General features: G+C 39.7%; 20 protein-coding genes. 5 read left to right on the top strand and 15 right to left on the bottom strand.

All coding sequences use genetic code 11. The annotated features are described in order from the left end of the window. Positions 1–49: 49 nt before the first annotated feature. A complete protein-coding gene (gene cmoA, locus H7N67_RS04355) occupies positions 50–793 on the bottom strand; it encodes a carboxy-S-adenosyl-L-methionine synthase CmoA (RefSeq protein ID WP_187939176.1) in 744 nt (247 codons plus the stop codon). Positions 794–847: 54 nt separating this feature from the next. Beyond that, on the bottom strand, positions 848–1489 hold the full coding sequence (gene sodB / locus H7N67_RS04350) for a superoxide dismutase [Fe] (RefSeq protein WP_000494639.1): 642 nt from the start codon (positions 1487–1489) through the stop codon (positions 848–850). A 222-nt stretch (positions 1490–1711) separates the two neighbouring features. On the opposite strand from sodB, the gene tpx reads away from it, so the two are divergent. Further along, a complete protein-coding gene (gene tpx, locus H7N67_RS04345) occupies positions 1712–2212 on the top strand; it encodes a thiol peroxidase (RefSeq protein WP_001174694.1) in 501 nt (166 codons plus the stop codon). 255 nt (positions 2213–2467) lie between these two features. Here the strand turns inward: tpx and cheW are convergent, their stop codons facing one another. The 13 genes from cheW to pheS all read right to left on the bottom strand — a co-directional run bounded on the left by cheW (position 2468) and on the right by pheS (position 19050). Then, the gene (gene cheW / locus H7N67_RS04340; protein ID WP_000070762.1) at positions 2468–2965 is read right to left on the bottom strand and encodes a chemotaxis protein CheW; all 498 of its coding nucleotides are present in this window, start codon (positions 2963–2965) and stop codon (positions 2468–2470) included. Next, positions 2962–5400: a chemotaxis histidine kinase/response regulator CheAY2 gene (cheAY2, locus tag H7N67_RS04335; RefSeq protein WP_187939175.1), complete on the bottom strand. Its 2439-nt coding sequence runs from the start codon at positions 5398–5400 to the stop codon at positions 2962–2964. The genes cheW and cheAY2 overlap by 4 nt, the downstream gene beginning before the upstream one ends. 56 nt (positions 5401–5456) lie before the next feature. Then, on the bottom strand, positions 5457–6392 hold the full coding sequence (gene cheV3 / locus H7N67_RS04330) for a chemotaxis protein CheV3 (RefSeq protein ID WP_187939174.1): 936 nt from the start codon (positions 6390–6392) through the stop codon (positions 5457–5459). Between the two features lie 3 nt (positions 6393–6395). Next, positions 6396–7154: a UDP-2,3-diacylglucosamine diphosphatase gene (locus H7N67_RS04325; RefSeq protein ID WP_187939173.1), complete on the bottom strand. Its 759-nt coding sequence runs from the start codon at positions 7152–7154 to the stop codon at positions 6396–6398. A gap of 1 nt (position 7155) precedes the next feature. Then, positions 7156–7824, bottom strand: a complete 669-nt coding sequence (locus tag H7N67_RS04320; protein ID WP_001936871.1) for a YggS family pyridoxal phosphate-dependent enzyme — start codon at positions 7822–7824, stop codon at positions 7156–7158. A 22-nt stretch (positions 7825–7846) separates the two neighbouring features. Further along, a complete protein-coding gene (locus H7N67_RS04315; RefSeq protein ID WP_187939172.1) occupies positions 7847–9697 on the bottom strand; it encodes a menaquinone biosynthesis decarboxylase in 1851 nt (616 codons plus the stop codon). Between the two features lie 9 nt (positions 9698–9706). After that, on the bottom strand, positions 9707–11281 hold the full coding sequence (serA, locus tag H7N67_RS04310) for a phosphoglycerate dehydrogenase (protein WP_000285056.1): 1575 nt from the start codon (positions 11279–11281) through the stop codon (positions 9707–9709). 15 nt (positions 11282–11296) lie between these two features. Next, positions 11297–11827, bottom strand: a complete 531-nt coding sequence (locus tag H7N67_RS04305) for a hypothetical protein (RefSeq protein WP_187939171.1) — start codon at positions 11825–11827, stop codon at positions 11297–11299. Between the two features lie 28 nt (positions 11828–11855). Then, complete coding sequence (locus tag H7N67_RS04300; RefSeq protein ID WP_187939170.1) at positions 11856–13526, bottom strand: 30S ribosomal protein S1; 1671 nt, start codon at positions 13524–13526, stop codon at positions 11856–11858. Positions 13527–13646: 120 nt separating this feature from the next. Further along, the gene (locus H7N67_RS04295; RefSeq protein WP_000403570.1) at positions 13647–14471 is read right to left on the bottom strand and encodes a 4-hydroxy-3-methylbut-2-enyl diphosphate reductase; all 825 of its coding nucleotides are present in this window, start codon (positions 14469–14471) and stop codon (positions 13647–13649) included. Next, positions 14461–15750 (bottom strand): 3-phosphoshikimate 1-carboxyvinyltransferase, encoded by a 1290-nt coding sequence (gene aroA / locus H7N67_RS04290; protein WP_187939169.1) that lies wholly within the window; start codon positions 15748–15750, stop codon positions 14461–14463. Before aroA ends, H7N67_RS04295 begins: the two co-directional genes overlap by 11 nt. A gap of 19 nt (positions 15751–15769) precedes the next feature. Then, on the bottom strand, positions 15770–18064 hold the full coding sequence (gene pheT / locus H7N67_RS04285) for a phenylalanine--tRNA ligase subunit beta (RefSeq protein WP_187939168.1): 2295 nt from the start codon (positions 18062–18064) through the stop codon (positions 15770–15772). After that, positions 18064–19050, bottom strand: coding sequence for a phenylalanine--tRNA ligase subunit alpha (gene pheS / locus H7N67_RS04280; RefSeq protein WP_029647475.1), 987 nt, complete (start codon positions 19048–19050; stop codon positions 18064–18066). Before pheS ends, pheT begins: the two co-directional genes overlap by 1 nt. An 80-nt stretch (positions 19051–19130) precedes the next feature. Here pheS and H7N67_RS04275 point away from each other — a divergent pair, with 80 nt between their 5' ends. The 4 genes from H7N67_RS04275 to H7N67_RS04260 all read left to right on the top strand — a co-directional run bounded on the left by H7N67_RS04275 (position 19131) and on the right by H7N67_RS04260 (position 23896). Further along, a complete protein-coding gene (locus H7N67_RS04275; protein ID WP_001100349.1) occupies positions 19131–19445 on the top strand; it encodes a histidine triad nucleotide-binding protein in 315 nt (104 codons plus the stop codon). An 18-nt stretch (positions 19446–19463) separates the two neighbouring features. Next, positions 19464–20786 (top strand): aminotransferase class V-fold PLP-dependent enzyme, encoded by a 1323-nt coding sequence (locus tag H7N67_RS04270; protein WP_187939167.1) that lies wholly within the window; start codon positions 19464–19466, stop codon positions 20784–20786. Between the two features lie 25 nt (positions 20787–20811). After that, positions 20812–21402 (top strand): DUF3972 domain-containing protein, encoded by a 591-nt coding sequence (locus H7N67_RS04265; RefSeq protein ID WP_000352034.1) that lies wholly within the window; start codon positions 20812–20814, stop codon positions 21400–21402. Positions 21403–21505: 103 nt separating this feature from the next. After that, positions 21506–23896, top strand: coding sequence for a molybdopterin guanine dinucleotide-containing S/N-oxide reductase (locus tag H7N67_RS04260; protein WP_187939166.1), 2391 nt, complete (start codon positions 21506–21508; stop codon positions 23894–23896). Positions 23897–24043 lie beyond the last annotated feature (147 nt).

The raw sequence follows: 24043 nt of genomic DNA, 5'->3' as shown, positions 1-24043 counted from the left end.
TTATATATTATTTCAAAAAACTCATGTTTTATATATTATTTCAAAAAACTCATGTTTTTCTGGCAACTAACAGCGTGAAATTCACCCATTTAAACACCGCTTCCACATGCTTAAACCCCACGCTTTCTAAAAGAGCGACATTTTCTTTCAAACTATAAGGCACAAGCACATTTTCTAACGCTTCCCTTTTGAAAGCGATTTCATTGTGGCTATAGCCCTGATTTTGTTTGTAAAGGTAGTATAGCTCTATCATTTGCTTGTCTAATATCCGATCTTCGCTCATGATCTTTTCGCCCACCAATAAAACCCCATTCAACGCAAGGCTGTTATAAATCTTTTTGAGCAACACCTCTCTTTGCATGGGGCGGACAAATTGCAACACAAAAAGCAATGAAAACGCGCTCGCTTCTTTAAACTCAACCTCTAAAAAATCCATGCATTCAAAACGGGCATTTTTAAAATCTTTTAATTTTTCTTGCGCTTTTTTGAGCATGGGCATGGAATTGTCAATCCCTACAAGCTCAATATCTTGTTGGATTTGTTGGTTAAGCGCGATAAAAAAGTTCCCGGTAGAACAGCCCAAATCATAAATCAAGGGCTTAGGCAAGGGCTTAGGCAAGGACTTAGGATAGATATTTTCTTTTAAATTTTGAGCGATAAAATACGCCCCCAAATCCAACATTTCATGGTAATAAGGAATGGAGCGCTCCAGCATGTCGTCAAAAACATGGGCGACTTTCTCATCAAAACAAAAGCGTTTGTTTAGGGATTGATTAAACAGAGTGTCTTTCATTCAAAAAAGAAGCGTGGTTTAAAAACCTTTAAACCACTCTATGCAAAATAACGCTTAAGCTTTTTTATGCACCAACTCATTGATGTAGTAATCCACTGAGCCTAAGCCTTCTTTTTTCGCCCATTCATAGCATTGAGAGACAAAATGCCAATTGATATGCCCATAGAATTTTTCCAAATACACAGGGCGTGCGTTTTTATGGTCAATGTAATAAGCATGCTCCCACACATCCACCACCAAAAGCGGCACTTTTTTATCCGTAACTGGGGTTTGAGCGTTGCTCGTTTGAATGATTTCAATTTTTTGAGTGTCTAAATTATACGCTGCCCAATTCCAACCAGAGCCAAACAAAGTGGTCGCGCTCTTAATGAAGTCTTCTTTAAATTTTTCCAATGAGCCAAAATCTTTTTCTAAAGCCCCTTTTAACTCATCGCTTAGGGCAGTCGCTTTGGGGCTTAGGCAATCCCAATAAAAATCGTGGTTGTAAATTTGAGCGGCGTTATTGAACACGCCTCCGCTAGACTTTGTCAAAATAGCAAACAAAGAACTTTTCTCAAACTCCGTGCCTTTGATTAAGTTATTCAAATTATTCACATAAGTTTGATGGTGTTTCCCATGGTGGAAATCAAACGCCACAGGGCTTAAAAAATCTCCCATGCTGTCTTTAGCAAAAGGCAACTCTCGTAATGTAAACATGTTTTCTCCTTGTGATCAGATAGCCGTATTGTAATCATTTTTTAATACTTTTTGGTAAATCTTTTCTTAAAAATGGATCGTTATGCAAATTTTGTAGATTTTAAGGGGTTTTTTAAAATGAAAACGACTTTTTAAACAAATTTTTTTTAAATTTTTTGAAAGTTAATCTTAATGGACTATTATTCTAACGCAATATAGCAATTCATTAGAAAGGATTTAACCATGCAAAAAGTTACTTTTAAAGAAGAAACATATCAGTTAGAAGGGAAAACCTTAAAAGTGGGCGATAAAGCTCCTGATGTGAAGTTGGTGAATGGCGATTTACAAGAAGTCAATTTGTTGAAGCAAGGCGTGCGTTTTCAAGTCGTTAGTGCGCTTCCTAGTTTAACCGGATCGGTTTGTTTGCTCCAAGCCAAACACTTCAATGAGCAAGCCGGTAAACTGCCTTCTGTGAGTTTTAGCGTTATTTCTATGGACTTACCTTTTTCTCAAGGGCAAATTTGCGGCGCTGAAGGCATTAAGGACCTAAGAATCTTAAGCGATTTTAGGTATAAGGCTTTTGGGGAAAATTACGGCGTGCTGTTAGGCAAAGGCTCTTTGCAAGGCTTGCTCGCTCGATCGGTGTTTGTTCTTGATGATAAGGGAGTGGTTATCTATAAAGAAATCGTTCAAAACATTTTAGAAGAGCCCAATTATGAAGCGCTTTTAAAAGTGTTGAAATAGGAAATCCTTAAAAGGAGGGGGCTACAATTTAGTGAATCTCAACGCAAAAAGCCCCACTTATTAAAAAGCGTTGGTGATAAAAACTAAAAAATGAGAGGTTCTTTTTAATCCGCTTAAAAAATTTTCACGCTATTTTTAAAAGAAAAGATTAAAAAAGACTCTGTTGTCAATCAAACATTACCGCTTGATTAAAATCAAGCTTTTTAACGGGATAAATCTTTCACAAAACCCATAAGGGTTTGATAGAAAAGGTTTTTAGAAGTCTTTTTTTAAGATTTCTTCCACTCTTAAAATGGTTACGAGTCTGTCGTTTTGTTTCCCAATGCCATAAGTTAAATTATTGTTATCGCTCAAAGTCTCTGGCACTGGGTCAATATCCGTTTGCTTGATGCGAATGGCTTCAGTTAAGCGATCAATGAAAAACCCAGCGATCTGATCGTTATGGCGCACCACCAAATAACGAGTGTCTTTGTTTTGTTTTTCAGCCTTCAAGCCAAACTTTAAACGCAGGCTAATCAACGGGAAGACATTACCCCTTAAATTGAACACGCCAAGCACATAGTTTGGGGTTTCAGGGACTCGCGTGTAACCAATGGGTTTGACGATCTCTAAAATATTCAAAATGGGAATGGCGTATTCTTCATCGCCGATAATAAAGCCGATGAATTGCAAAATTTCTTCATTGTCTTCTTGTTTAGAGCTTGCATTAGCTTCTTTTTGTCTTTCAAATAAATCTTTTAATTGATTGCTCACGATTGGTCTCCTTCTAATTTAATGCTGCGCTTCACTACGGTGGTTAAATACTCACCGCTATAAGGTTTGGTGATGTATTCAGTCATGCCGGATTCAACGCCACGCATCCTATCGGTTTTAGTTACCCGACTGGTAACGGCGATCAAAGGCAGGTTTTTGAATTTATTGTATTTACGCACCTCAGAAGCAAAAGTGTAGCCGTCCATTTTAGGCATTTCAATATCCACTAAAATAGCGTCCGGAATCTTATCGCCATTTTTAAGCATTTCTAAGCCCTCTAACCCGTTAGTGGCTTCTAAAAGCGTGATGCCTAATGGTTTCAAACATTTGCGGATAATCGCTCTGTCCGTGCTGCTGTCATCAATCGCTAAGACAATGTAATCGCTAGGAGAATTTTTGCTCTTGGTGTTTTCGGATTCGTTCATCAAGGTAGTGATATTGACCTTGATGCTTTTTGCCATATCCATCATCGCTCCCACATCTACAATAAGAGTGATTTTCCCATCGCCTCTCACCGTAGCGCCAGCAATGCCTCTAGTGTTTTTAAGATAGTAACCTAAAGATTTGATGACCACTTCTTCTTGACCGATCAAATAATCCACGATCACGCCAATTTTTTGATCAGCCAAGCCAATGATGACCACATACACATCTGAGTTGGATTCCAAAATAGCATCCACTTTAAAAATATCAGAAAGGCGCACCAAAGAAAGCACCTCATCTCTCAAGCGCAACACGCTCTTGCCATCAACGGTATAGATTTCATCTTGGCTGATGCGCACGGTTTCTAAAACTGAAGAAAGCGGGATAGCGTAGTATTCTTCTTGAACGCCCACGAGTAAAGCTTGAATGATAGCCAAAGTGAGAGGGATTTTAAGCTTTTGAGTCGTGCCTACCCCCACTTCTGAATCGATTTCAATGATCCCATTAAGCTTTTCAATATTGGTTTTCACCACATCCATGCCAACACCCCTGCCTGAAACATTGGAAACGACTTTTGCGGTAGAAAAGCCCGGCTTGAAAATGAGGTTAAACGCTTCCCTATCGCTCATGCCTTCAGCGTCTCTTTCGCTAATCACCCCTTTTTCAACCGCTTTTTCTTTAAGCATCACAGGGTCTAATCCCTTGCCATCATCAGAGATTTTGATCACAATGTGATTGCCCTCATTATACGCGCTCAATTGCACCTTACCGGTTTCAGGCTTGTTAAGCCTTCGTCTTTCTTCTAAAGGCTCAATCCCATGATCGCATGAGTTGCGGATAATGTGGATGAGCGGATCGCCAATCTCTTCTACAATGGATTTATCAAGCTCGGTTTCTTCGCCCTCAATGATTAATTCAATGCTTTTGCCTAATTCCCGGCTCAAATCCCTTACCATGCGAGGGAATTTATTGAACACCTTGCCCACTGGTTGCATCCGTGTTTTCATCACCGCAAGCTGCAAGTCTGTCGTTACCGCTGAAATAGAAGAGACCACCTGGTTTAATTCCTCTAAAAACTTTTCCCCATCATAGCGTTCTTCCACATCGCTATAGATTCTAATCAAGCGATTCTTCCCTAACACAAGCTCGCCGATTAAATTCATCAAATGGTCTAATCGGCGCACATCCACCCTAACGGTTTGCTCCACGCCAATAGAGGGGGCTTTATTTTCTTCGCTATCCGCTTTGGCTTTAGCTTTAGTTTCGGTTTTAGGGGCTTTGGGGGTTTCTGTTTTGGGAGTTTCTTTTGCTGGGGCGACTTCTTGTTTAGGCTTGGCTTGATCTTCTTGCTTTTTTTGAGCCCTTCGTTCTTTATCGGCTTCTTGGCGTTTGTTCAGCAGCCGCTCAATTTCCGCTTCCACTTCTTCAGCGCTCATGTTGGAATAATCCAAATCCGGCTCATCGGCTAGCGGGTTATCGCTAGCGGGATTTTCTGTAATAGGGGCTTTTGCCTTGTTTTCTTTAATTTCTTCTTTCGCTTTTTCTTTAATTTCTTCTTTCGTTTCTTCTTTTGGGGTTTCTTTAGTCCCTGAAGTTTCTTTAGCGCCCTCTAAATTTTGGCTCGTAATGGCTTGGAGCTGTTTGACCGCTTCTTCAATCTCGTTTTCCTTGCCGTTATTAGTATCAGAGCCGGTATCTCTAATCGTTACGAGTAAGGTTTTCATCAAATCAATGGAGCGCAACACGACATCCATAATATCAGGCGTGATCTTGATTTCGCCCTTTCTAGCGCGATTTAAGACATCTTCCATGTTGTGCGTGAGGTGCGTGAGGATATTAAGATTCAAAAACGAGCTAGAGCCTTTAATGGTGTGGGCGACTCTAAAAATGCGATTGAGCAAGTCCAAATCCTCAGGGTTATGCTCTAATTCCACCAAATCCTGATCCAATTGCTCATTCATTTCAAAGGCTTCAATCAAGAAGTCTTCCATTATTTCTTGCAAATCATCCATTTAAAACCCCTTTTAGCGTTTGAGATAAGAGTATTTTACAATTTTATCAATAAAAATTACGCATTCTTGTCTAAAATCTTAGAAATTTCTTCGGTGAATTTTTCTGCGTCAAACTTGACTAAATACGCCACAGCCCCCATTTCTTTAGCCCTTTCAGCGCTGTAATTATCGCAAATAGAAGAATTAAAAATCACAGGAATATAAGCAAACCTAGGATCTTTTTGGAGCTTGAATAAGAAATGATAGCCATCCATTTTAGGCATTTCAACATCTGAAATAATGAATTTCAAATGCTTTCTCAAATCGTCCCCGTATTTTTTGAATAGCATTTCTAATTTGTTCAACCCGTCTTCCCCATCCACAGCTTCCGTGATGCTAAAACCCAATTTACTCAAATGGTTTTTTAAGGTTTTTCTCGCCGTTCTGCTATCGTCTAAAAACAACACTTCGCCTTCAAAACGCTCTTTAGGGGTGTCTTTGGTGTTTTTAGCGTCTTCATTAAGTTTTAAATCGTCTAAAATGCTTTCTAAATCCAAAATGAGCAGGGTTTGATCGTTTTCAATGCGCGTGGTGCCGGTGATATTTTCTCTGTTGATGCTATTAGAGGCACTAAAGGATGCAGGCTCCACATCTTTCCAACTAATGCGCCTGATACGCCTAGCGGAATGGACTAAAAAGCCCATTTTAACGTTGTTAAATTCAGTGATAATGACGATTTTTTCGTTTTCCTTGCTTTTATCTGGGACAATCCCTATCCATTTGGCCAAGTCTATAAGCGGGATGATCGTGGAGCGCAAATCAAACACGCCGATAATGTAATCCAAATTCGTGGGGTATTCAAAAAGGGTGGGCATGGGGATGATTTCTTGGACTTTAGCCACATTGATGCCATAAATCCCCTCATAAGGGACGCCCTCTTGCATGCCATAAATACGAAAATCCACGAGTTCTATCTCACTTAGTTTTAAATCGTTAGCTGTTTTTTCTGCCATGATTTAGGCGTCCTTATTTTGAGATGGTTCTAAAACGCTTGATGATACCTTAAAAAGGCTTTGTTCGTAATAAAAGGAAGGCAGTGGGCAGTAAATCGGCGCATTCAAGGGGATTTTTGCACTGCTTTTGAGGTGAAAATGCCCCTCTATAATGCCGTCAATGCTATCAAGGTTAAGATCTTTAATATAATTTTGATAGACTTTTAGGCGCTTTTCAATAAAGGCTTTTAATTCTTTTGGCTCTAATTCCCAAAGGCGGACAGGTTTTTGATAAATGCGTTTTTTCAAAAAAGGGTATAAGGTTTTAAAGCTCGCAAAATTTAAAAAAGTTAGAAAAAATCTCGCCCAAGTGGAAGTGAGCTGCGTGATGTAAAATTCATACGCTTTAGTGATGAATAAATCCCCATGGGCTAGCAAAAAGCGTTTGTTATCATATTGGAATAATACGGGCTGGTTTTGGCGCTCAAAAACAACCACTTTAGAACTCAACACCAAACGCATGGAAAAATCATGGTTGCCTTCAAAGTAAAAGACTTGTGAAATTTCGCTCAACGCATTGATCAAACCAATGATTTTTTGTTGCTCTTTATCTAGGGGCAAGTAGCCCACAAGAACATGGAAAATATCGCCCATGAAAAAGACTTGCGGGGGTTTGGCGCGTAAAAGTTCTTTAAGCGTATGGATTAAATGAGGGCTTTTGGGCAAAAAATGCACATCAGAGATAAAAACAGCCCCATTTTTAAGCGCGAAAGTTTCTAACATCTCACTCTTTGAACAAAAAAGAGCCAATCCTTAAAAGATTCGCCCCGCAAGCAATCGCTAGTTCAAAATCATCACTCATGCCCATTGAAAGAACGCTCGCGTTCTTTATTTGGTCAAAAAGCTTTTTGGTGGTGATAAAGGATCTTTCAATTTTTGTTTCATCATCAGCATGAGCCCCTATACACATCAGCCCCTTAAGCTTGAGGCGCTTGCAAGTTTCACTGATTTGAGAATAAATTTCTAGCGCTTCTTCAGGCACCACCCCGCTTTTACTTTTCTCATACGCGCTATTAACCTGTAAAAGGGCGTTTAAAGTTACGCCTAGTGTTTCGCAACGCTTTTCTATCTTCAAAGCGAGTTTTAAAGAGTCTAAAGAATGCAAAAGGGCGGGTTTTAAACTCAAAAGCGCATTGATTTTATTTTCTTGTAAAGAGCCTATCATGTGCCATTCAAGGGGCAAATGCTCTAAAGAATGCATTTTAGTTTTTAAATCTTGAACTTTATTTTCTCCAAAAGCCCTTTGAGAGCAGTTGTAGTAATGTTGGATAGCTTCTGGGGAAGCGTTTTTTGAAACAGCCACGATTTTGACAATATGATGCCTTGAATAGGCGGTGCGAGCCTTTTCTATTTTGGTGATGAGAGTATCAATCCTTTGGCGATAATCTAACATAATTCTTCTTTATGGCTATTCTTTATAGATCTTCTTTGTGCGTGCTGAAAGAATGCGTGAGATGGAATTTTTGATTTAAAGTTTCAAAATCTTTTAAAAGCCCTTTCTTTTTCAAATTTTCTATGACTTCCATGGAGCAATTGGTTTCGGTGGGCCATTCTCTAAAATGTTTATCCATAACGCCCTTATTGGTAGCGTCTATAAAAAAACAATGTTTAGAGGTGAGGATATCGCGCTGCGCATCAATATTATTAACGATGCGCCATAACAGCATGTAAGGGTTGTTCAAATCGTTGCTGGTATGCTCTACAAAGATGACAATGCGCAAATGCTCTTCAAAACCGAGCAAGTTTTTAGCCAGTTCAATGACGCTTTTGTCCTTCTTTTCCACGCTAATGACGCAAATGGGGTTACGGGTGTGTGGGTAATATTGCTTCAAAAGAACGATATTTTGCATTTTATCTTGTAAAAGCGCTAGTAGGGCGTTATCGTTTAAAAGCGTAGGGTAGGGGGTATTGCTTTTAGAGGTCGCATCAATACCGAGTTTCCCTCCCATAGCGTATTCAGGGCTTGCATGATCTAAGGCGTCGCATACGCCTTGAGAGATAAGAATTTTTTCTTTAGAAAAATTTTCCAATATATACTCAATGATAGCGTTGGTGTCCCTTAGATTAGGGGCGTCTTCATTGACAAAAATCGCATGCTTGACAAAACTCATCTGCCCCACGCCCCAAAAAGCATGCATGACTTGCTTGGCATGAGCGTTATAGCGCGTGTGTATTTTGGCTAAAATCAAATTATGAAACACCCCATTTTCTGGCATGCAATAATCTATGAGATTGGGGGCATGCGTTTGAAACAAGGGCAAGAACAAGCGTTCAGTCAAATACCCCATGTATTTGTCTTCTAAAGGAGGCTTACCCACCACAGTGGCTAAGTAAATGGAATCTTTTTTATAGCTAATGGTTTTGACTTCTAAAACAGGGTAAGGCTCAATGGGGGTATAATAGCCAGTGTGATCCCCAAAAGGCCCTTCAAGCTCTAATTTCTCGCAATCCACAAACCCTTCTATCACAATATCGCAATCGCTTGGCACGCTCAAAGGATTGCTCAAGCATGGCATCACGCGCGCTTTTTTCTCCCTAATAAACCCATAGAGCATGAGTTCATAAATCCCATAAGGTAAGGGGGCTGTCGCGCACCATGTGTAGAGCAAATCCCCACCAATAGCGATACTGACAGGCATTTTGACTTTAGCCTTAGCGTATTCGTGGAAAAAGAGTTGGGAGTCTTTATGGATTTGCCAGTGCAAGCCTAAATGGTTTTTATCATAAACTTGCAAACGATACATGCCTAAATTCTTTTTTTTATGATCCAGGCTTTGGGTATAGACTTGCCCCATAGTGATGAAAGCCCCGCCATCTTTTTCCCAAGTTTTTAAAACGGGCAGATCCCACAAATTGACTTCTTTATCTTGCTTGGTGATGAGATCTTTAGGGCACGCGGTTTTTTTAGGGAAAACATGTCTTAAATCCCATAAATCCTTTAAAACTTTCAAACTCTCAGTGAAGTTTTTAGGGGCGTCAAAGCGCAAGAACGCTTGCATGCGTTGTTGCAGGCTTTCTATGGGGGTTTTTAACAAAAGATCTAAGCGTTTGAAAGAGCCAAAAGCGTTCATTAAAACTGGCATGCCAAAGGTTTTGATTTGGTCATGCTCTTTTCTTATGGGTTGCGTGAATAAAAGGGCTTTGCCCCCATTAGGTTTTTTCGCTTCTATATACGCCAGATGAGCGATTTCTAAATCCACTTCAAGGGGGGTGTCAATGATTTTTAATTCATCATGCTTTTTTAAAAGCTTTAAAAAATCTCGCATCCAATCACCTTAAATAACCACATAATGAACGCTTAAGCATGCAGGAATGTTTTTAAGCTCTTCTAAAACTTCCAAAGAAACTTCTTCATCTACAATGATGAGCGCTAGGGCTTCTTTTTGCGTGTTGCGCCCCAAACGAAAATCAGCGATGTTAATGCCATGCCTAGCGAACGCATTCCCCACGCTCCCAATAACGCCTGGAATATCTGTATTCCTAAATAGAAGCATTTTACCTTTTGGCTCTATATCAATATGGAACCCATCGATCTCAGTGAGTTTTAAAATATCTTCTTCAAACACCGTGCCGCTCACACTGATTGCACCATTAGCCGCATTTAGGGTTAAAGAGAGCATGTTTTTATAGGGCGAAGCGCTTTCTTTAAGGCTAACTTTAATCTCAATGCCTCTTTCTTTGGCCACAAAGGGGGCGTTAATGTAATTGATTTTATCCCCTACAACAGGTTTTAACACCCCTACTAACGTAAAAGCGACAAGGGCGTCTTTGAATTGGTTAATCTCCCCACAAAGACTGAGCTCAATCTTTTGGCACACGCCCTTATGGATTTGACTGGAAAAATAACCCAGTTTTTGTGCTAAATTCAAGTAGGCTTTAGCGCTTGCATCAAAAGCTTGCATGGGTAGATTTAGAGCATGCGGGTGGCTTGAACCCCTTAAAGATTCCATAACCCCTTGAGCGGCTTGTTTGGAAATTTCTTCTTGGGACTCTAAAGTGTTCGCGCCAATATGGGGGGTCGCATACACATTAGGCAAGTCTAAAAGTTTGTTATGAATGCCAGGCTCTTTAGAAAAGACATCAATGCCAAGCCAACGCACTTTTTTGGTTTCTAAAGCTTCATAAAGGGCGTCTTCATTATAAAGCCCACCCCTAGCGCAATTGATCAAAATAACCCCTTTTTTCATGCGTTCAATCTCTTTAGCGCCTATCATGTTAATGGTTTCTTTATTTTTAGGGGTGTGGATAGTGATCATGTCGCATTGCAAAATGTCTTCAAAATTTTTCGTGTAAATGACCCCTAAATCAGTGGCTTTTGAAGAAGGGATATAAGGATCATAGGCTAAAACTTCCATTTCAAAGGCTTTTGCCCTAATGCCCACCCTAGAGCCAATATTCCCAAAACCGATAATGCCCAGCTTTTTATTTTTCAATTCCGTGCCATACCAGTCTTCTCTTTTCCATAGCCGTTGGTGTTTGATTTGATCGTTCGCGCAAGGGAACGAGCGCACTGCATTGATCAAATGCGCCATGGTCAATTCCACAGCGGCAATCGTGTTAGCGGTAGGGATATTCATCACCACAATCCCTTTTTGAGAGCAGCTTTCTAAATCAATATTATCCACTCCCACGCCCGCTCTCACAATGGATTTTAGGTGGGTTAAGGGCTTTAAAAAATCGCTTGTGATAGGGGTCATGCTGCGAGTGATGAGCGCATCCATAGGGATGAGTTTCTCTAAAAGCTCCTTTTTGGGGCATTTGGAATAATCATGCAAGACAATGTCTTTTTGGGCTTCTAAGATTTGAATGCCTTTAGCATGGATGGGGTCGCAAATGGCTACTTGATACATTTTTATCCTTTGAATTTAAAAAACAGCATGATAGCGTATTTTATAATAGTCTAAATCAGCTAAAAAGCGTTCTTTTTTGTTTTTATCTAAATAGATGATGAGGTTAGGTTGGTTTTTGGTGCTATCGTAAGCGTAATCAATTTGTTCTTTTTTGAGGATTTCTTTTAAACACCACCATTGATAGTCCTTTAAATCCTTAATGATAAGCTTTGAATACTCCCTTTTTTTTTCTTCAAAAGGGATTTCAAAATGATGCTCTATAACAGGGTAATTGATAGATTCTTGCGCATCAAGGTTTTGAGAAAGGGCGTTATTGCGATCTTCTTCGTTATGAGGGGCTTTTTCATTGTGAGAGGTTTCATCAGGGCTATTTTCTTCTAGGCTGATGTCATGGTTTTTTGCGTCTGTTTGAGAGAGGCCTTCATTTGTTTGAAAGATCGCATGAGAAGTAGCGGGCATTTCTTTTTTAACGCTTAAAAACAAATAGGCTAAAACGCCAAGAGCGACAGCTAGGGAAATAAAAGCAACAACACCCTTAAATCTCATGCCATTCTCATGCTTTTAAAATCACTCTTTAGAGTTTTTCTTTAAGAATATCCCCTAAAGTCATTTTATCATCGCTCGTGTTAAAAGCTTGCAATTCTTCTTTTTCTTTTTTGCGCTCTAACCTATGCACAGAAGCACGTACCTTGTTGTTAGATTTTTCAATCGCAACCACCACGCAAGTGATTTCCTGCCCCATTTTGATTTCATCTTTTTTCAAGGGGCTTAAATCTTCGTTTTTAATCAGCACATCAATGCCATCAGCATGAATGAAAACGCCAAAATCCTTAATACTCACCACTTTGCCTTGAATCACGCTATCTGTTTTATGCTTTTGAGCGAATTCTTCTGTAAGGGAAGTCACCAAGTGCTTCGCGCTCAAAGAAATCTTTTTATCTTTTTTGTTGATTTTAAGGATTTTGACTTTGATCGCATCGCCAATTTTATAGTGGTCTTTGCATTTTTTATCTTTATCCCAAAAAGCGTCGTGATTGTGGAGCAAACCATCCACCCCACCCAGATTCAAAAACGCCCCAAAATCCGTTAAAGTCGCTACTTTGCCTTCTAAAACATCCCCCACTTGGTGTTTGGATTCAAAAACATCAAAAGGCCTGTTAGTGAGTTGCTTTAAAGAAACCCTTAAGCGGCGATTTTTTGGATCAATATCAATGATCTTCACATCAATCTCTTGCCCCACGCTCAAGTAATGGCTAGGGTGGCTGACATTTTTATCCCAAGAGATTTCAGAAACATGCAAAAAGCCTTCAATATCATTACCAATATCCACAAACACCCCGTAATGTTCAATGTTGCTCACCACCACCTTAATGGCGTATCCGGGTTTTAGCTTGTCTTGGATCTCTTCCCATGGGTCTTCTATAGTCGCTTTTATGGAGAGCGAAAGGCGTCTTTTTTCTGCATCATAAGCGATAGCTTTGACATAGACTTCATCGCCCTCTTTGTAGTATTTTTCAGGATTGACTGGTCCTTTATGGCTGATTTCAGAATAATGGACCAAACCCTCAATCCCCTTAGCTTCTACAAAAATACCAAAAGGGGTGATCTGGCGTACAACCCCTAACACCGGCTCTGTAGCTTCTAACAGCTCTTTAGAAATCTCAAGTTGCCGTTTGTCATTGACTTCAAAGAATCGTTTGCGAGAAATATTGATAGAATGGTTTTCCTTATCCACACGAATGATGCACGCTTTAATGCGTTTGCCGATATGGTTTGCGTCATTCTTTAAAGAAGAGTGCGAGCGGGAGAGAAAATACTCCACGCCTTGAGACTCCACGATATAACCCCCTTTATTCTTGCCTACAATCTTGCCTTCAATAATGGCGTTTTCATAGTTTTCGCCTAATTCTTCAATTTTAGCTTGAATCTTTTGTTGGGAAATGGCCTTTTTGTAGGAAACGCTAGGGTGTTCACCTTTTTCGGACACATGCACGATAATGGGGTCATTTTTTTGATACAGCAACTGCCCCTTTTCATCGGTGATCTCGCTCAAAGCCAAACGGCCTTCTGTCTTACCGCCCACGCTCACCATGGCATAACCATCATTCTCATTGATGGAAACGATTAGCCCTTCTTTGATAGTGCCTTTTTCTAGGGTTTCTTCTTTTTCTAATTCTTTTTTAAAGAGTTTTGCGAAGTTTTCCTCCTCGTCATTAAAGTTCTGATCATCTGCTATCTTGCTCATTGACTGCCTTACTATAAAATAAATATAAAATCCTTAGGGGCATTGTATCCTTTTTTGGCTTACAAAATCGTTTAAAAACTAACAATTAGCGGTTTTTTTAAAGAAAATTTTCAAAATGTGTTAAATCGTGCTGATTTTTTGCTTGACATTTTCTATAATCCAATCCGGCGTGGAAGCCCCAGCGGTAATCCCGCACAATTTTTTATCCTTAAACCACGCTAACTCTAATTCGTTTTCATCTTCTACCAAGTAGCTGTCTTCACAATGCTGTTTGGCGATGCTTAAGAGCTGTTTGGTGTTTGAAGAAGTTTTACCGCCCACGACTATCATAATATCCACTTCCTTACTCAAATCCAAAGCGGCTTTTTGGTTGTAAGAAGTAGCGTTGCAAATCGTGTTAAAAATACGCACTTCAGTGCATCTTTCCACTAAATAAGAAGCGATTTGTAAGAGTTTGGGGGTTTGTTTGGTGGTTTGAGAGACTAAAGCCACTTTTCGTTGGAGCTTTTTTTCTTGCAATTCTTCTAACGAATTGACGACTAAAGCCTGGTTAGTGGCATAGCTGATCACGCCCTTGACTTCAGGGTGGTTAATATCCCCAAAAAGCACGATTTGATACCCTTCTTTACTCATGGATTCCACAATTTGCTGGGGTTTGATCACATACGGGCAAGTCGCATCAGTGATTTTGACCCCCTTATTTTTCAAATATTCTAAATCCTGTTTAGGAATGCCATGGGTTCTTATGATCACGCTCTTATTTTTAGGGATTTTTTTAGGATCTTCTTCAATTTTCACATTGAAGTTTTTTTCCAAACGATTGATTTCTTTAGCGTTATGAATGAGCGAGCCAAAAATCAAGCTGTTTTGATTTTTTTCAGCGATTTGTATCGCTCTTTTGACGCCAAAACAAAAACCATAATCCTTAGCCATTTTAATTTCCATTGAGACTCCCTTTTTTGAATTGATTGAGTAAGCGTTTGAATTGCGGGAAAGAAATGTTTGCGCATTCTAAATTATCAATTTCTAAAGGCAGCGCTAAAGTTAAAACAGCGAAACTCATCGCAATCCTGTGATCATTGAAACTCTTGATAATAGGGGGTTTAATCCTAGAAAAGCACTGTTTTAATGGGTTTATATCTTCTAATCCCTCTACATAAAACCCGTCTTCAAATTCTTCGCACTCAATCCCTAAAGCTTTGAAATTAGAAACAACCGCTTTAATCCTATCGCTTTCTTTAGCTCGTAAATCTTTAGCGTTTTTAACCATGCTTTTGCCTTTTGCAAAAAGCATAGCGATGCTTAAAGCGGGGATTTCATCAATAAGGCTGGCGATATTTTGATCAATATTGATCGCTTTTAAAGGGGCATGCTCTATATAAATATCGCCAATGATTTCTAAATCTTTGGACTTAATCGCATACTCTATGGAAGCGCCCATTTTTTTCAAAACTTCAAAAGCTTCTATGCGAGTGGGGTTGAGCAAGACATTTTTTAAAAGAAGGCGGCTTTTTGGCGTAATCGCGCAAGCGAGGGCGAAAAAAAACGCGCTAGACGGATCATTGGCTATGGTAAAGTCAAAAGCTTCTAGGGGTTTTTCTAGGGGTGAAATTTTTAAAACGCCGTCTTGATTTTGAATGTTAGCCCCCAAACTTTTAAGCATGATTTCTGTGTGGTTACGGCTAAGCTCGCTTTCTTTATAGGCACTTATACCTTGAGCTTGCAAGGCGCTTAAAATAAAAGCGCTTTTGACTTGAGCTGAAGCGATAGGGCTTTCATAATCGCAAGCTTTTAAGGGACTCCCTAAGATCACTAAAGGGGCGAAATGGTTATCCTCTCTCCCTAAAATTTTTGCCCCAAAAGCTTTCAAAGGTTCAATGATTCTTTTCATGGGGCGTGAGTTTAGGGAATTGTCCCCGCTTAAAACAAAAAGGCCTTTTTGAGCGCTTAAAAGCCCGCTGTATAAACGCATACTGGTGCCAGAATTGTTGCAATTTAAAATCTTATTAGGCTCTTTTATAGCCGTTGGGGGTGTGATTTTAAAAGAATTTTTGGCGATATTTTCCACTTTAGCCCCTAAATTTTGAGCGATTTCTAAAGAGCTTAAACAATCTTCTCCCATTAAAAAATTCCGCACGAAACAAGGCTTTTGAGCGAGTAGGCTAAAAATAACGGCTCTGTGCGAGAGCGATTTATCGCTAGCGTTAATGTCAAGCTCTATCACATACTATCCTTTATTGTCTTTATCCTTTAAGGCGGGCGTTAAATTCTTTTTCTAAAATTTCAAGCGCTTTTTGCACGGCTGAATTGACCTCTTCATCATTCAGTGTTTTTTCTAAAGAATGGATCACGCAACGCACGCTTAAGGCTATGGTGTTATCGCTTTCTTTAAAAATATCAAGGGGTAGAATTTCGCTTAAATTAGGGATTTGAGCGTCTTTTAGGGCTTTTTTAATCCTGCTAAAAGCGGTATTTTCATCAATGATGAGAGTCAAATCCCTCACACTGCTAGGGTAAATGCTAAAGGGCTTTAACAGCATGGCAGGGCGTTTGAGTTTAGAAGCGTCTATCTCAGCGTAATAGCTTTCAAACAAATCTAATTCCTGGATCACTTTAGGGTGGATTTTAGCGATTACGCCTATTACTTCATGATTTTGAATGATTTTAGCGCTCTGGTAGGGGTGGTTAATGGGGGTTTGAGTGGTTAGTTTTTCCAAGCTAAAATCCCCTATAATTCTTGAAACGCATTCAGCGAAAGAATAAAAATCCCAAGCCTTGCCCTTAGCGTAAGGGTAGCTCTCTTTCTTTTGTAAGCCACTTATTAAAAAGCCTAGTTTTTGGATCTCTTCTCTTTTAGAGTTATACACGCTCCCTTTTTCATAAAGGGCTATGCTTTTAAACCCTAAATTTTTATTCCTTAAACTGGCGTCTAAAAGCCCGCAAACAAGACTCGTTCTTAGGGTGTTTAATTCCGTTGTGATAGGGTTTTGCAATTCTAGGGGATCTTCTAAAACTTCAAAGCCCAGTTTTTGCTGTTTTTCTTTAGAGTAAAACACGTAATGAATGACTTCTTTAAAACCGCAAGCGAGAGCCTTGTGTTTAAGGTTTTCAAAAAAGCGGTGCGTGTCATAATGGGGGTTTGAATTTTTGCTACTGACGCAATTAAGGGGCTTTGAGATCAAATGATCAATCCCTACAAAGCGCAAGATTTCTTCAGCAATATCTTGGATCGTTTTAATGTCATGCCTGAAATTGGGAACGATAACCTCTAAAATTTGGGGGTTTGAGTTTGACACTTTTATGCTAACTTTAAAACCTAAATTTTTTAAAATGCCTTGAATTTTTTCTGCTTCTATAACAAGCCCCAAAATTTCGGTGATGTCTTCAAGTTGGAATTTAAGGGTGCGATCTTTTAAAGAATGCTTGGTTTGTTTGCTTTCTAAAATCGTGGCTTTTAAATGAGCGCTTAAAAAATTCAAGCCGTCTGATAAATTAGGGTTACTCCCCCTAGCACTCCTATAAACAAGGGCGTTGTTTTTTTGAAGCGTTTTATCTTTTAGGGCGTGTAATTTTAAAGATAGGCTTACAGGATCGGTATAACTTGCTTCTAAAAGCAAACACTCGCTCAAATCTTTTTGATCTTGATGCTTGATAGAGATAGTGGAGCGTTTTTGATGGTTGATATAAACGCTTTCAAGGTTGTTTTCATCGTTTTTGATGATCAAATCAATAGGGGTTGTATTCAGGCCATAAGCGTTCAATATTACCCCACTAAAATGCGCGCTAAATTCTATGAAATTGTTCAGTTCGTTCTCACTTAAGGCATTATTGTGAGCGAGCGAAAGCTTGATATTTAAAGGGGTTTTTAATGAATGGTTGCAAATCAAATAATAAGCTAGATGCGATTCAATATTTTCACCCGCACTAAGCGTGATCAAATCGCTTGTTGGCGTAAAATTTAGAGCCTTAATGGGTTTTAGGGGCGTGTGATAAAAGGCACTAATCTCTCTAGCAATACCTAAAACGCTCAAGCAATCCCCACGATTGGGGGTCAATGAAATTTCTAAAACATGCGTGTTGAAAGGGGCGTATTCATGTAATTCCTTCCCTAAAACCAACTCCCCAACGCTCTCATCTAATTCCAAGATGCCATCATTGATTTTAGGGAAGCCTAATTCAATGCTAGAGCAAATCATGCCATGGCTTTCAACCCCCCTAAGCTCCGTTTTAGTGATTGTGGTTGAGCCTATGATCGCTCCTTTGAGGGCGACTGGCGCAAATTGGTTTGGCGCGACATTTTTAGCCCCGCACACGATTGGCAACACTTCCTTGCCAATATCCACTTGACACACGCTGAGTTTTTCGGCGTTTTTATGGGGGGCTTTTTCTAAAACCTTACCCACAACCACATTTTTAGGAGCGATACAAGGGATACAGCTTTCCACTTCTAAGCCTAAGCGGCTCAAATCCTCACAGAGTTTGGTTATATCTTTAGGCACATCTACAAAAACGCTCAAATCATTGACACTCAGTTTCATTAAAAGCTCTCCAACACCCTCAAATCAGTTTCAAAAAAACTGCGCAAATCATTGATCTGACAAGTCAGCATGGCTAATCTTTCAATCCCCATGCCAAAGGCAAACCCACTCACATTCTCATACCCTATGGCTTCAAACACCGCATTATTGACCATGCCACAGCCCAACACTTCTAGCCAGCCTGTGTGCGAGCAAACCCTACAGCCTTCCTGCTTGCAAAACACGCAGCTAATATCCACTTCAGCGCTTGGCTCTGTGAAAGGGAAAAAGCTAGAGCGCCATCTTAATTTCACGCCGCCAAAGAAATAATGCAAAAAGTCTTCGATCACGCCCTTTAAGTGCGTGAAACGGATATTCCCTTTTTGATCCACGACAAGCCCTTCAATTTGGTGGAACATGGGCGTGTGGGTCAAGTCATAATCGCGCCTAAAGGTTTCGCCTAAACAAATCATCTTAATGGGTGGGGTTTGTTCTTGCATGGTGTGGATTTGCACAGGCGAAGTGTGGGTCCTTAAAAGCTTGTGATCTTTAAAATAGAAAGTGTCTTGCATGTCTCTTGCAGGATGGTAAGGGGGCAAGTTTAAAGCGCTGAAATTATGGAAATCATCTTCCACCAAAGAGCCGATTTCAAGCTTGTATCCTAAGGGGGTAAAAAATTCAATGATTTTATTTTTAGTGTGATTTAAAGGGTGAGAAGAGCTTGTTTTAATAGCGTTAAACAAGCTCACATCAATTTTTTCTTTTTTCAAGCGTTCTTCTAATTCAAGCTCTAAAATAGCCTTTTTTTTCCATTCAAAGGCTTTTTCAAACGCTTGTTTATAATGGTGGATTTCTTTAGCAAAGGCGTTTTTTTCTTCGCCGTTTAGATTTTTGAGCTGGTTGAATTTATCCGCAAAAACCCCTTTTTTACCCAAAGCATTCAAGCGTGCTTCTTCTAACTCTTTGCTATTAGTAACCTTTTCTAATCGCTCTATCAAGGTGTGCAATAACGATCCTTATATTTTATTTTTAAAAAGCTATAATACAACTTTAATAAAAGAAAAACCTTAAAAGGGAGCAAAAAAGCATGAATGTGTTTGAAAAAATAATCCAAGGCGAAATCCCTTGTTCTAAGATTTTAGAAAACGAGCGTTTTTTATCCTTTTATGACATTAACCCTAAAGCTAAAGTGCATGCGTTAGTAATCCCTAAACAAAGCATTCAGGATTTTAACGGCATCACCCCAGAGCTTATGGCGCAAATGACAAGTTTTATTTTTGAAGTGGTGGAAAAATTAGGCATCAAAGAGAAGGGATACAAGCTTTTAACGAATGTGGGTAAAAACGCCGGGCAAGAGGTGATGCATTTGCATTTTCATATTTTAAGCGGAGACAAACATTAAAAGCGTTGGTGGTAGTTCGTGCAAGCGTTTTTAAACAGGAGTTTTGCCCCCTTACTCAACCCTAACGAGAGCGTTTTAGAGCAGGTTAAATCCAGCATTATTTTAAAAAAAGGGGTGTCTTATTTTGACTGGGGGGCTTCAGGTTTGGCGAGTGTTTTAGTGGAAAAGCGCGTGAAATCTTTACTGCCTTATTACGCAAACGCTCATTCCATCGCTTCTAAACATGCGATTTTAATGGGCATGCTTTTAAAAGAGTGCCAAGAAAAGTTAAAGCGTTCTTTAAATTTGAGCGCTAATCATTGTGTCTTGAGCACGGGGTATGGGGCGAGCTCAGCGATTAAGAAATTTCAAGAAATTTTAGGGGTGTGTATCCCTTCAAAAACGAAGAAAAATTTAGAGCCGTATTTGAAGGATATGGCTTTAAAGCGTGTGATTGTAGGGCCTTATGAGCATCATTCTAATGAAGTTAGCTGGCGTGAAGGCTTGTGTGAAGTGGTGCGTATCCCTTTAAATGAACATGGTTTATTGGATTTAGAAATTTTAGAGCAAACTTTAAAAAAATCCCCTAACAGCCTGGTTTCTATGAGCGCGGCTTCTAATGTGACCGGAATTCTTACGCCCTTAAAAGAAGTTTCATCATTGTGTAAGAAATATAAGGCTATTTTAGCTTTGGATTTAGCGAATTTTAGCGCGCATGCTAACCCTAAAGATTGCGAATACCAAACCGGTTTTTATGCGCCTCATAAGCTTTTAGGGGGTATTGGAGGGTGCGGTCTTTTAGGCATTGCTAAAGATTTGATTGACACGCAAATCGCCCCGAGTTTTAGCGCAGGGGGTGTGATTAAATACGCTAACCGCACACGGCATGAATTTATTGATGAATTGCCTTTGAGGGAAGAATTTGGTACGCCAGGATTGTTGCAATTTTACAGGAGTGCTCTAGCGTATCAATTAAGAGATGAATGCGGTTTGGATTTTATCCATAAGAAAGAAAACAACCTTTTAAGAGTGCTTATGCATGGCTTAAAAGACTTGCCCGCTATTAATATTTATGGGAATTTAACGGCGAGTCGTGTGGGGGTAGTGGCTTTTAATATTGGAGGGATTTCGCCCTATGATTTAGCGAGAGTTTTAAGCTATGAATACGCTATTGAGACCCGGGCAGGTTGCTCTTGCGCGGGGCCTTATGGGCATGATTTATTGAATCTTAACGCTCAAAAGTCAAGCGATTTTAACGCTAAACCCGGATGGCTTAGAGTGAGCTTGCACTTCACGCATTCTATAAACGATATTGATTATTTGCTAGACAGCTTGAAAAAAGCGGTTAAAAAATTGCGTTAAGCTAAAACTATTTTTAAGGAAAAATTTGGATATTTTAGATTTGAATAAAGCGCAAGCGACACAACAAAATGAGCAAGAAGTAGAGGATAAAGAAAAAGAGTCTAAAGAGCCGGTGGTTTTAGAAGATTTGAGCGCTTTAGCATGGCTTGAATTAGAAGAATTTAGCCGCCTTTCAGGGCTTCCTAAAGAAAGGATTTTAGAATTAGTGAATCTTGGTAAAATCAAGAGCAAAATAAGCCACAACAAGCTTTTAATTGATGCGAGCAGCGGGACGAACGCTCTAATCAAAAAGGTAGAAAACAATTTGATTTCTATGGATATGAACGGGCGTTCTTTAGAGCCTGTGTTTGTGGAAAAGACCATTAACACGATTTTAAACTTGCATGATAAAGTCATTGGCGCTAAAGACGAAACGATTTCAGCCTTTAAAAATGAAAACATGTTTTTAAAAGACGCTTTAATTTCTATGCAAGAAGTCTATGAAGAAGATAAAAAAACCATTGATCTTTTGCGCGATGAACTCAATCAAGCCAGAGAAGAAATTGAATTCATGAAGAGGAAATACCGCTTGATGTGGGGGAAAGTCGCTGACATGAGCAGCGTGAATAAAAAGTAATTTCAAATTAATCTCAATAGTGGGATTTTATTAGCGATAATTTTATGCGAATACATGTTAGAATTTGGGGTGTTTTAACAGAATGCAAGCTTGAAGGAGAATCATGTCCATTTCACGCAGGAGTATCCTAACAAAAATCCCAATCGCGTTCGCTAGCGCTAATGTTTTAAAAGCTGTTGGTGTTTTTGAAAAAGTGGAATCCATTCCGCATGCAACGCATTTTGGCCCCTTTATCGCAAAGGTTCAAAATGGAGTGATTAAAGATATTGTCCCCCAAAAGAGCGATTATAACCCCACTATGATGTTAAAAGCGATGGCAGATAGGGTGTATTCAGATAGTAGGGTGAAGTATCCTTGCGTGCGTAAGAGCTTTTTAGAAAACAAAAAAAACCACAAAGAATTGCGCGGGAGAGAAGAGTTTGTGCGCGTGAGTTGGGATGTGGCGTTGGATTTAGCGGCTAAAAAGCTTAAAGAAATCCCTAAAGAAAACATCTATAATGCCAGCTATGGTGGTTGGGGGCATGCGGGCAGCTTGCATCGTTGTAATAATCTAGCATGGCGTTTTTTTAACACGGCTTTAGGGGGGGCTATTGGCACTGATGGGGAATATAGTAATGGTGCAGCCGCAAGAATAAACCCCATGATTGTAGGGGATATGGAAGTTTATTCGCAACAGACCACGCATGAAGAGATGATTAAAAATTGTAAGGTGTATGTCATGTGGGGGGCGGATTTATTCAAGTGCAACCGCATTGATTATTTTGTGCCAAACCATGTCAATGACAGCTACTACCCTAAGTATAAAAGAGCTGGTATTAAATTCATCAGTATCGATCCCATTTATACCGAAACCGCTCAAGCCTTTAATGCTGAATGGATACCCATTCGTCCTAACACTGATGTAGCGTTAATGTTAGGCATGATGCATTATCTTTATACAAGCAATCAATACGATAAAGCGTTTATCGCTAAATACACTGATGGTTTTGATAAATTCTTACCCTATTTGCTAGGAGAGAGCGATAAGGCGCCTAAAACTTTGGAATGGGCGTCTCAAATCACTGGAGTGAGCGCAGAAAAGATCAAAGAATTAGTGGATTTATTTGTCTCTAAACGCACTTTTTTAGCGGGTAATTGGGCCATGCAAAGAGCTCAGTATGGCGAGCAACCGGATTGGGCGTTAATTGTTTTAGCCAGCATGATTGGTCAAGTGGGCTTATCGGGTGGGGGCTTTGGCTTTTCTATGCATTATGGAGGGAACGCTCAAGCGAGCTCGGGGGCAAGAATTGTTCCTATGATTTCGCAAGGGCATAATTCTGTAAAAAGCGTTATTCCAGCATCTAGAATTTCTGAAGCGATTTTGAATCCGGATAAAGAAATTGATTTTATGGGTAAAAAACTCAAATTACCTAAAATCAAAATGATTTATAATTGTGGGGCGGATTTGTTAGGGCATGAAGCTGATACAAACGAGCTGATTCGCGCTTTAAGGACCTTAGATTGCGTGATCGTGCATGAGCCTTGGTGGACGCCTACGGCGAAATTCGCTGATATTGTCTTTGCTTCCACTAGCACTATGGAAAGAGATGATATTACTTTTGGAGGGAGTTATTCTAAGAATGTGGTTTATGCCATGCGTAAGGTGGTAGAGCCTGTTTATGAATCCAAAGACGATTATGAGATTTTCAGGCAACTTGCTTTACGCATTGGGGGCAATGAAACAGAGCAGAAATTCACTGAATCTAAGAGTTACATGGAATGGATTAAGAGTCTTTATGAAAAAAGCGATGGCCCTACTTTGAAATCGTTTGATCAGTTTTGGAGGGATGGCTTTGTGGAGTTTGAAATCCCTGAAAATGCGAGAAAGTTTGTGCGTCATGCGAAATTCAGGCAAGACCCTATTAATAATAAGCTGGATACAGAGAGCGGGAAAATTCAAATTTTTTCTCAAAAATGCGCGGATTTTAAACTGGCTGATTTTAAAGGGCATCCCACTTGGTTTGAGCCAGCTGAGTGGCTAGGCTCTAAAATGGCTGAGATTTATCCGTTCCATTTAATCTCTCCGCACCCCAAATATCGTGTCAATTCACAGCTTGATAACACTTGGGTTAGGAATGTGTATAAAATTCAAGGCAGAGAGCCTGTAATGATCAACGAACTAGACGCTAATAAATTAGGCATTAGGCATGGTGAAATTGTAGAAGTGTTTAACGCTAGGGGGAGGTTGTTAGCAGGGGCGTTTGTAACTAAGAATATCCGTCAAGGGGTTTTGAGTATCCAAAAAGGGGCATGGTATGACCCAGAAGATGGGAGGGTTAGAAACCCACGATGCAATGCAGGGCATGTGAATACGCTCACTTCTTTACGCCCCACAAGCAGCATGACACAAGCCATTTCAGCCAATACCGCTTTAGTCAATATCAGAAGACTTAGAAGGTATGAATTAGTCAAACCCTATCATTCTATTTCAACACCAAGCATCATTGGGGCTTAAACGGAGTGAAAATACTAGCATGAGAGTGTTTTTACCCAATAAAGACTTAATAACTAAAGACTTGACTACTAGCCAAGCTAAAGCGTAATTCTCAATTTTTATATTATAATACCCAATCAATGCGTTTAATTTCTGTTTTCAATATTG

The organism is Helicobacter pylori, assembly GCF_014498195.1.
Lineage (GTDB): Bacteria > Campylobacterota > Campylobacteria > Campylobacterales > Helicobacteraceae > Helicobacter > Helicobacter pylori_DO.
This window is presented reverse-complemented; position numbering and strand designations above follow the sequence as displayed.

What these genes read in the sequence shown, in the direction of transcription:
- H7N67_RS04275 (WP_001100349.1), top strand. Translation starts at nt 19,131, where the DNA reads ATGAATGTGTTTGAAAAAATAATCCAAGGCGAAATCCCTTGTTCTAAG.
- H7N67_RS04295 (WP_000403570.1), bottom strand. Translation starts at nt 14,471, where the DNA reads ATGGAAATTAAAATGGCTAAGGATTATGGTTTTTGTTTTGGCGTCAAA.
- cheAY2 (WP_187939175.1), bottom strand. Translation starts at nt 5,400, where the DNA reads ATGGATGATTTGCAAGAAATAATGGAAGACTTCTTGATTGAAGCCTTT.
- H7N67_RS04305 (WP_187939171.1), bottom strand. Translation starts at nt 11,827, where the DNA reads ATGAGATTTAAGGGTGTTGTTGCTTTTATTTCCCTAGCTGTCGCTCTT.
- serA (WP_000285056.1), bottom strand. Translation starts at nt 11,281, where the DNA reads ATGTATCAAGTAGCCATTTGCGACCCCATCCATGCTAAAGGCATTCAA.
- H7N67_RS04320 (WP_001936871.1), bottom strand. Translation starts at nt 7,824, where the DNA reads ATGTTAGATTATCGCCAAAGGATTGATACTCTCATCACCAAAATAGAA.
- H7N67_RS04260 (WP_187939166.1), top strand. Translation starts at nt 21,506, where the DNA reads ATGTCCATTTCACGCAGGAGTATCCTAACAAAAATCCCAATCGCGTTC.
- tpx (WP_001174694.1), top strand. Translation starts at nt 1,712, where the DNA reads ATGCAAAAAGTTACTTTTAAAGAAGAAACATATCAGTTAGAAGGGAAA.
- cheV3 (WP_187939174.1), bottom strand. Translation starts at nt 6,392, where the DNA reads ATGGCAGAAAAAACAGCTAACGATTTAAAACTAAGTGAGATAGAACTC.
- pheT (WP_187939168.1), bottom strand. Translation starts at nt 18,064, where the DNA reads ATGAAACTGAGTGTCAATGATTTGAGCGTTTTTGTAGATGTGCCTAAA.
- H7N67_RS04300 (WP_187939170.1), bottom strand. Translation starts at nt 13,526, where the DNA reads ATGAGCAAGATAGCAGATGATCAGAACTTTAATGACGAGGAGGAAAAC.
- H7N67_RS04315 (WP_187939172.1), bottom strand. Translation starts at nt 9,697, where the DNA reads ATGCGAGATTTTTTAAAGCTTTTAAAAAAGCATGATGAATTAAAAATC.
- H7N67_RS04325 (WP_187939173.1), bottom strand. Translation starts at nt 7,154, where the DNA reads ATGTTAGAAACTTTCGCGCTTAAAAATGGGGCTGTTTTTATCTCTGAT.
- sodB (WP_000494639.1), bottom strand. Translation starts at nt 1,489, where the DNA reads ATGTTTACATTACGAGAGTTGCCTTTTGCTAAAGACAGCATGGGAGAT.
- cmoA (WP_187939176.1), bottom strand. Translation starts at nt 793, where the DNA reads ATGAAAGACACTCTGTTTAATCAATCCCTAAACAAACGCTTTTGTTTT.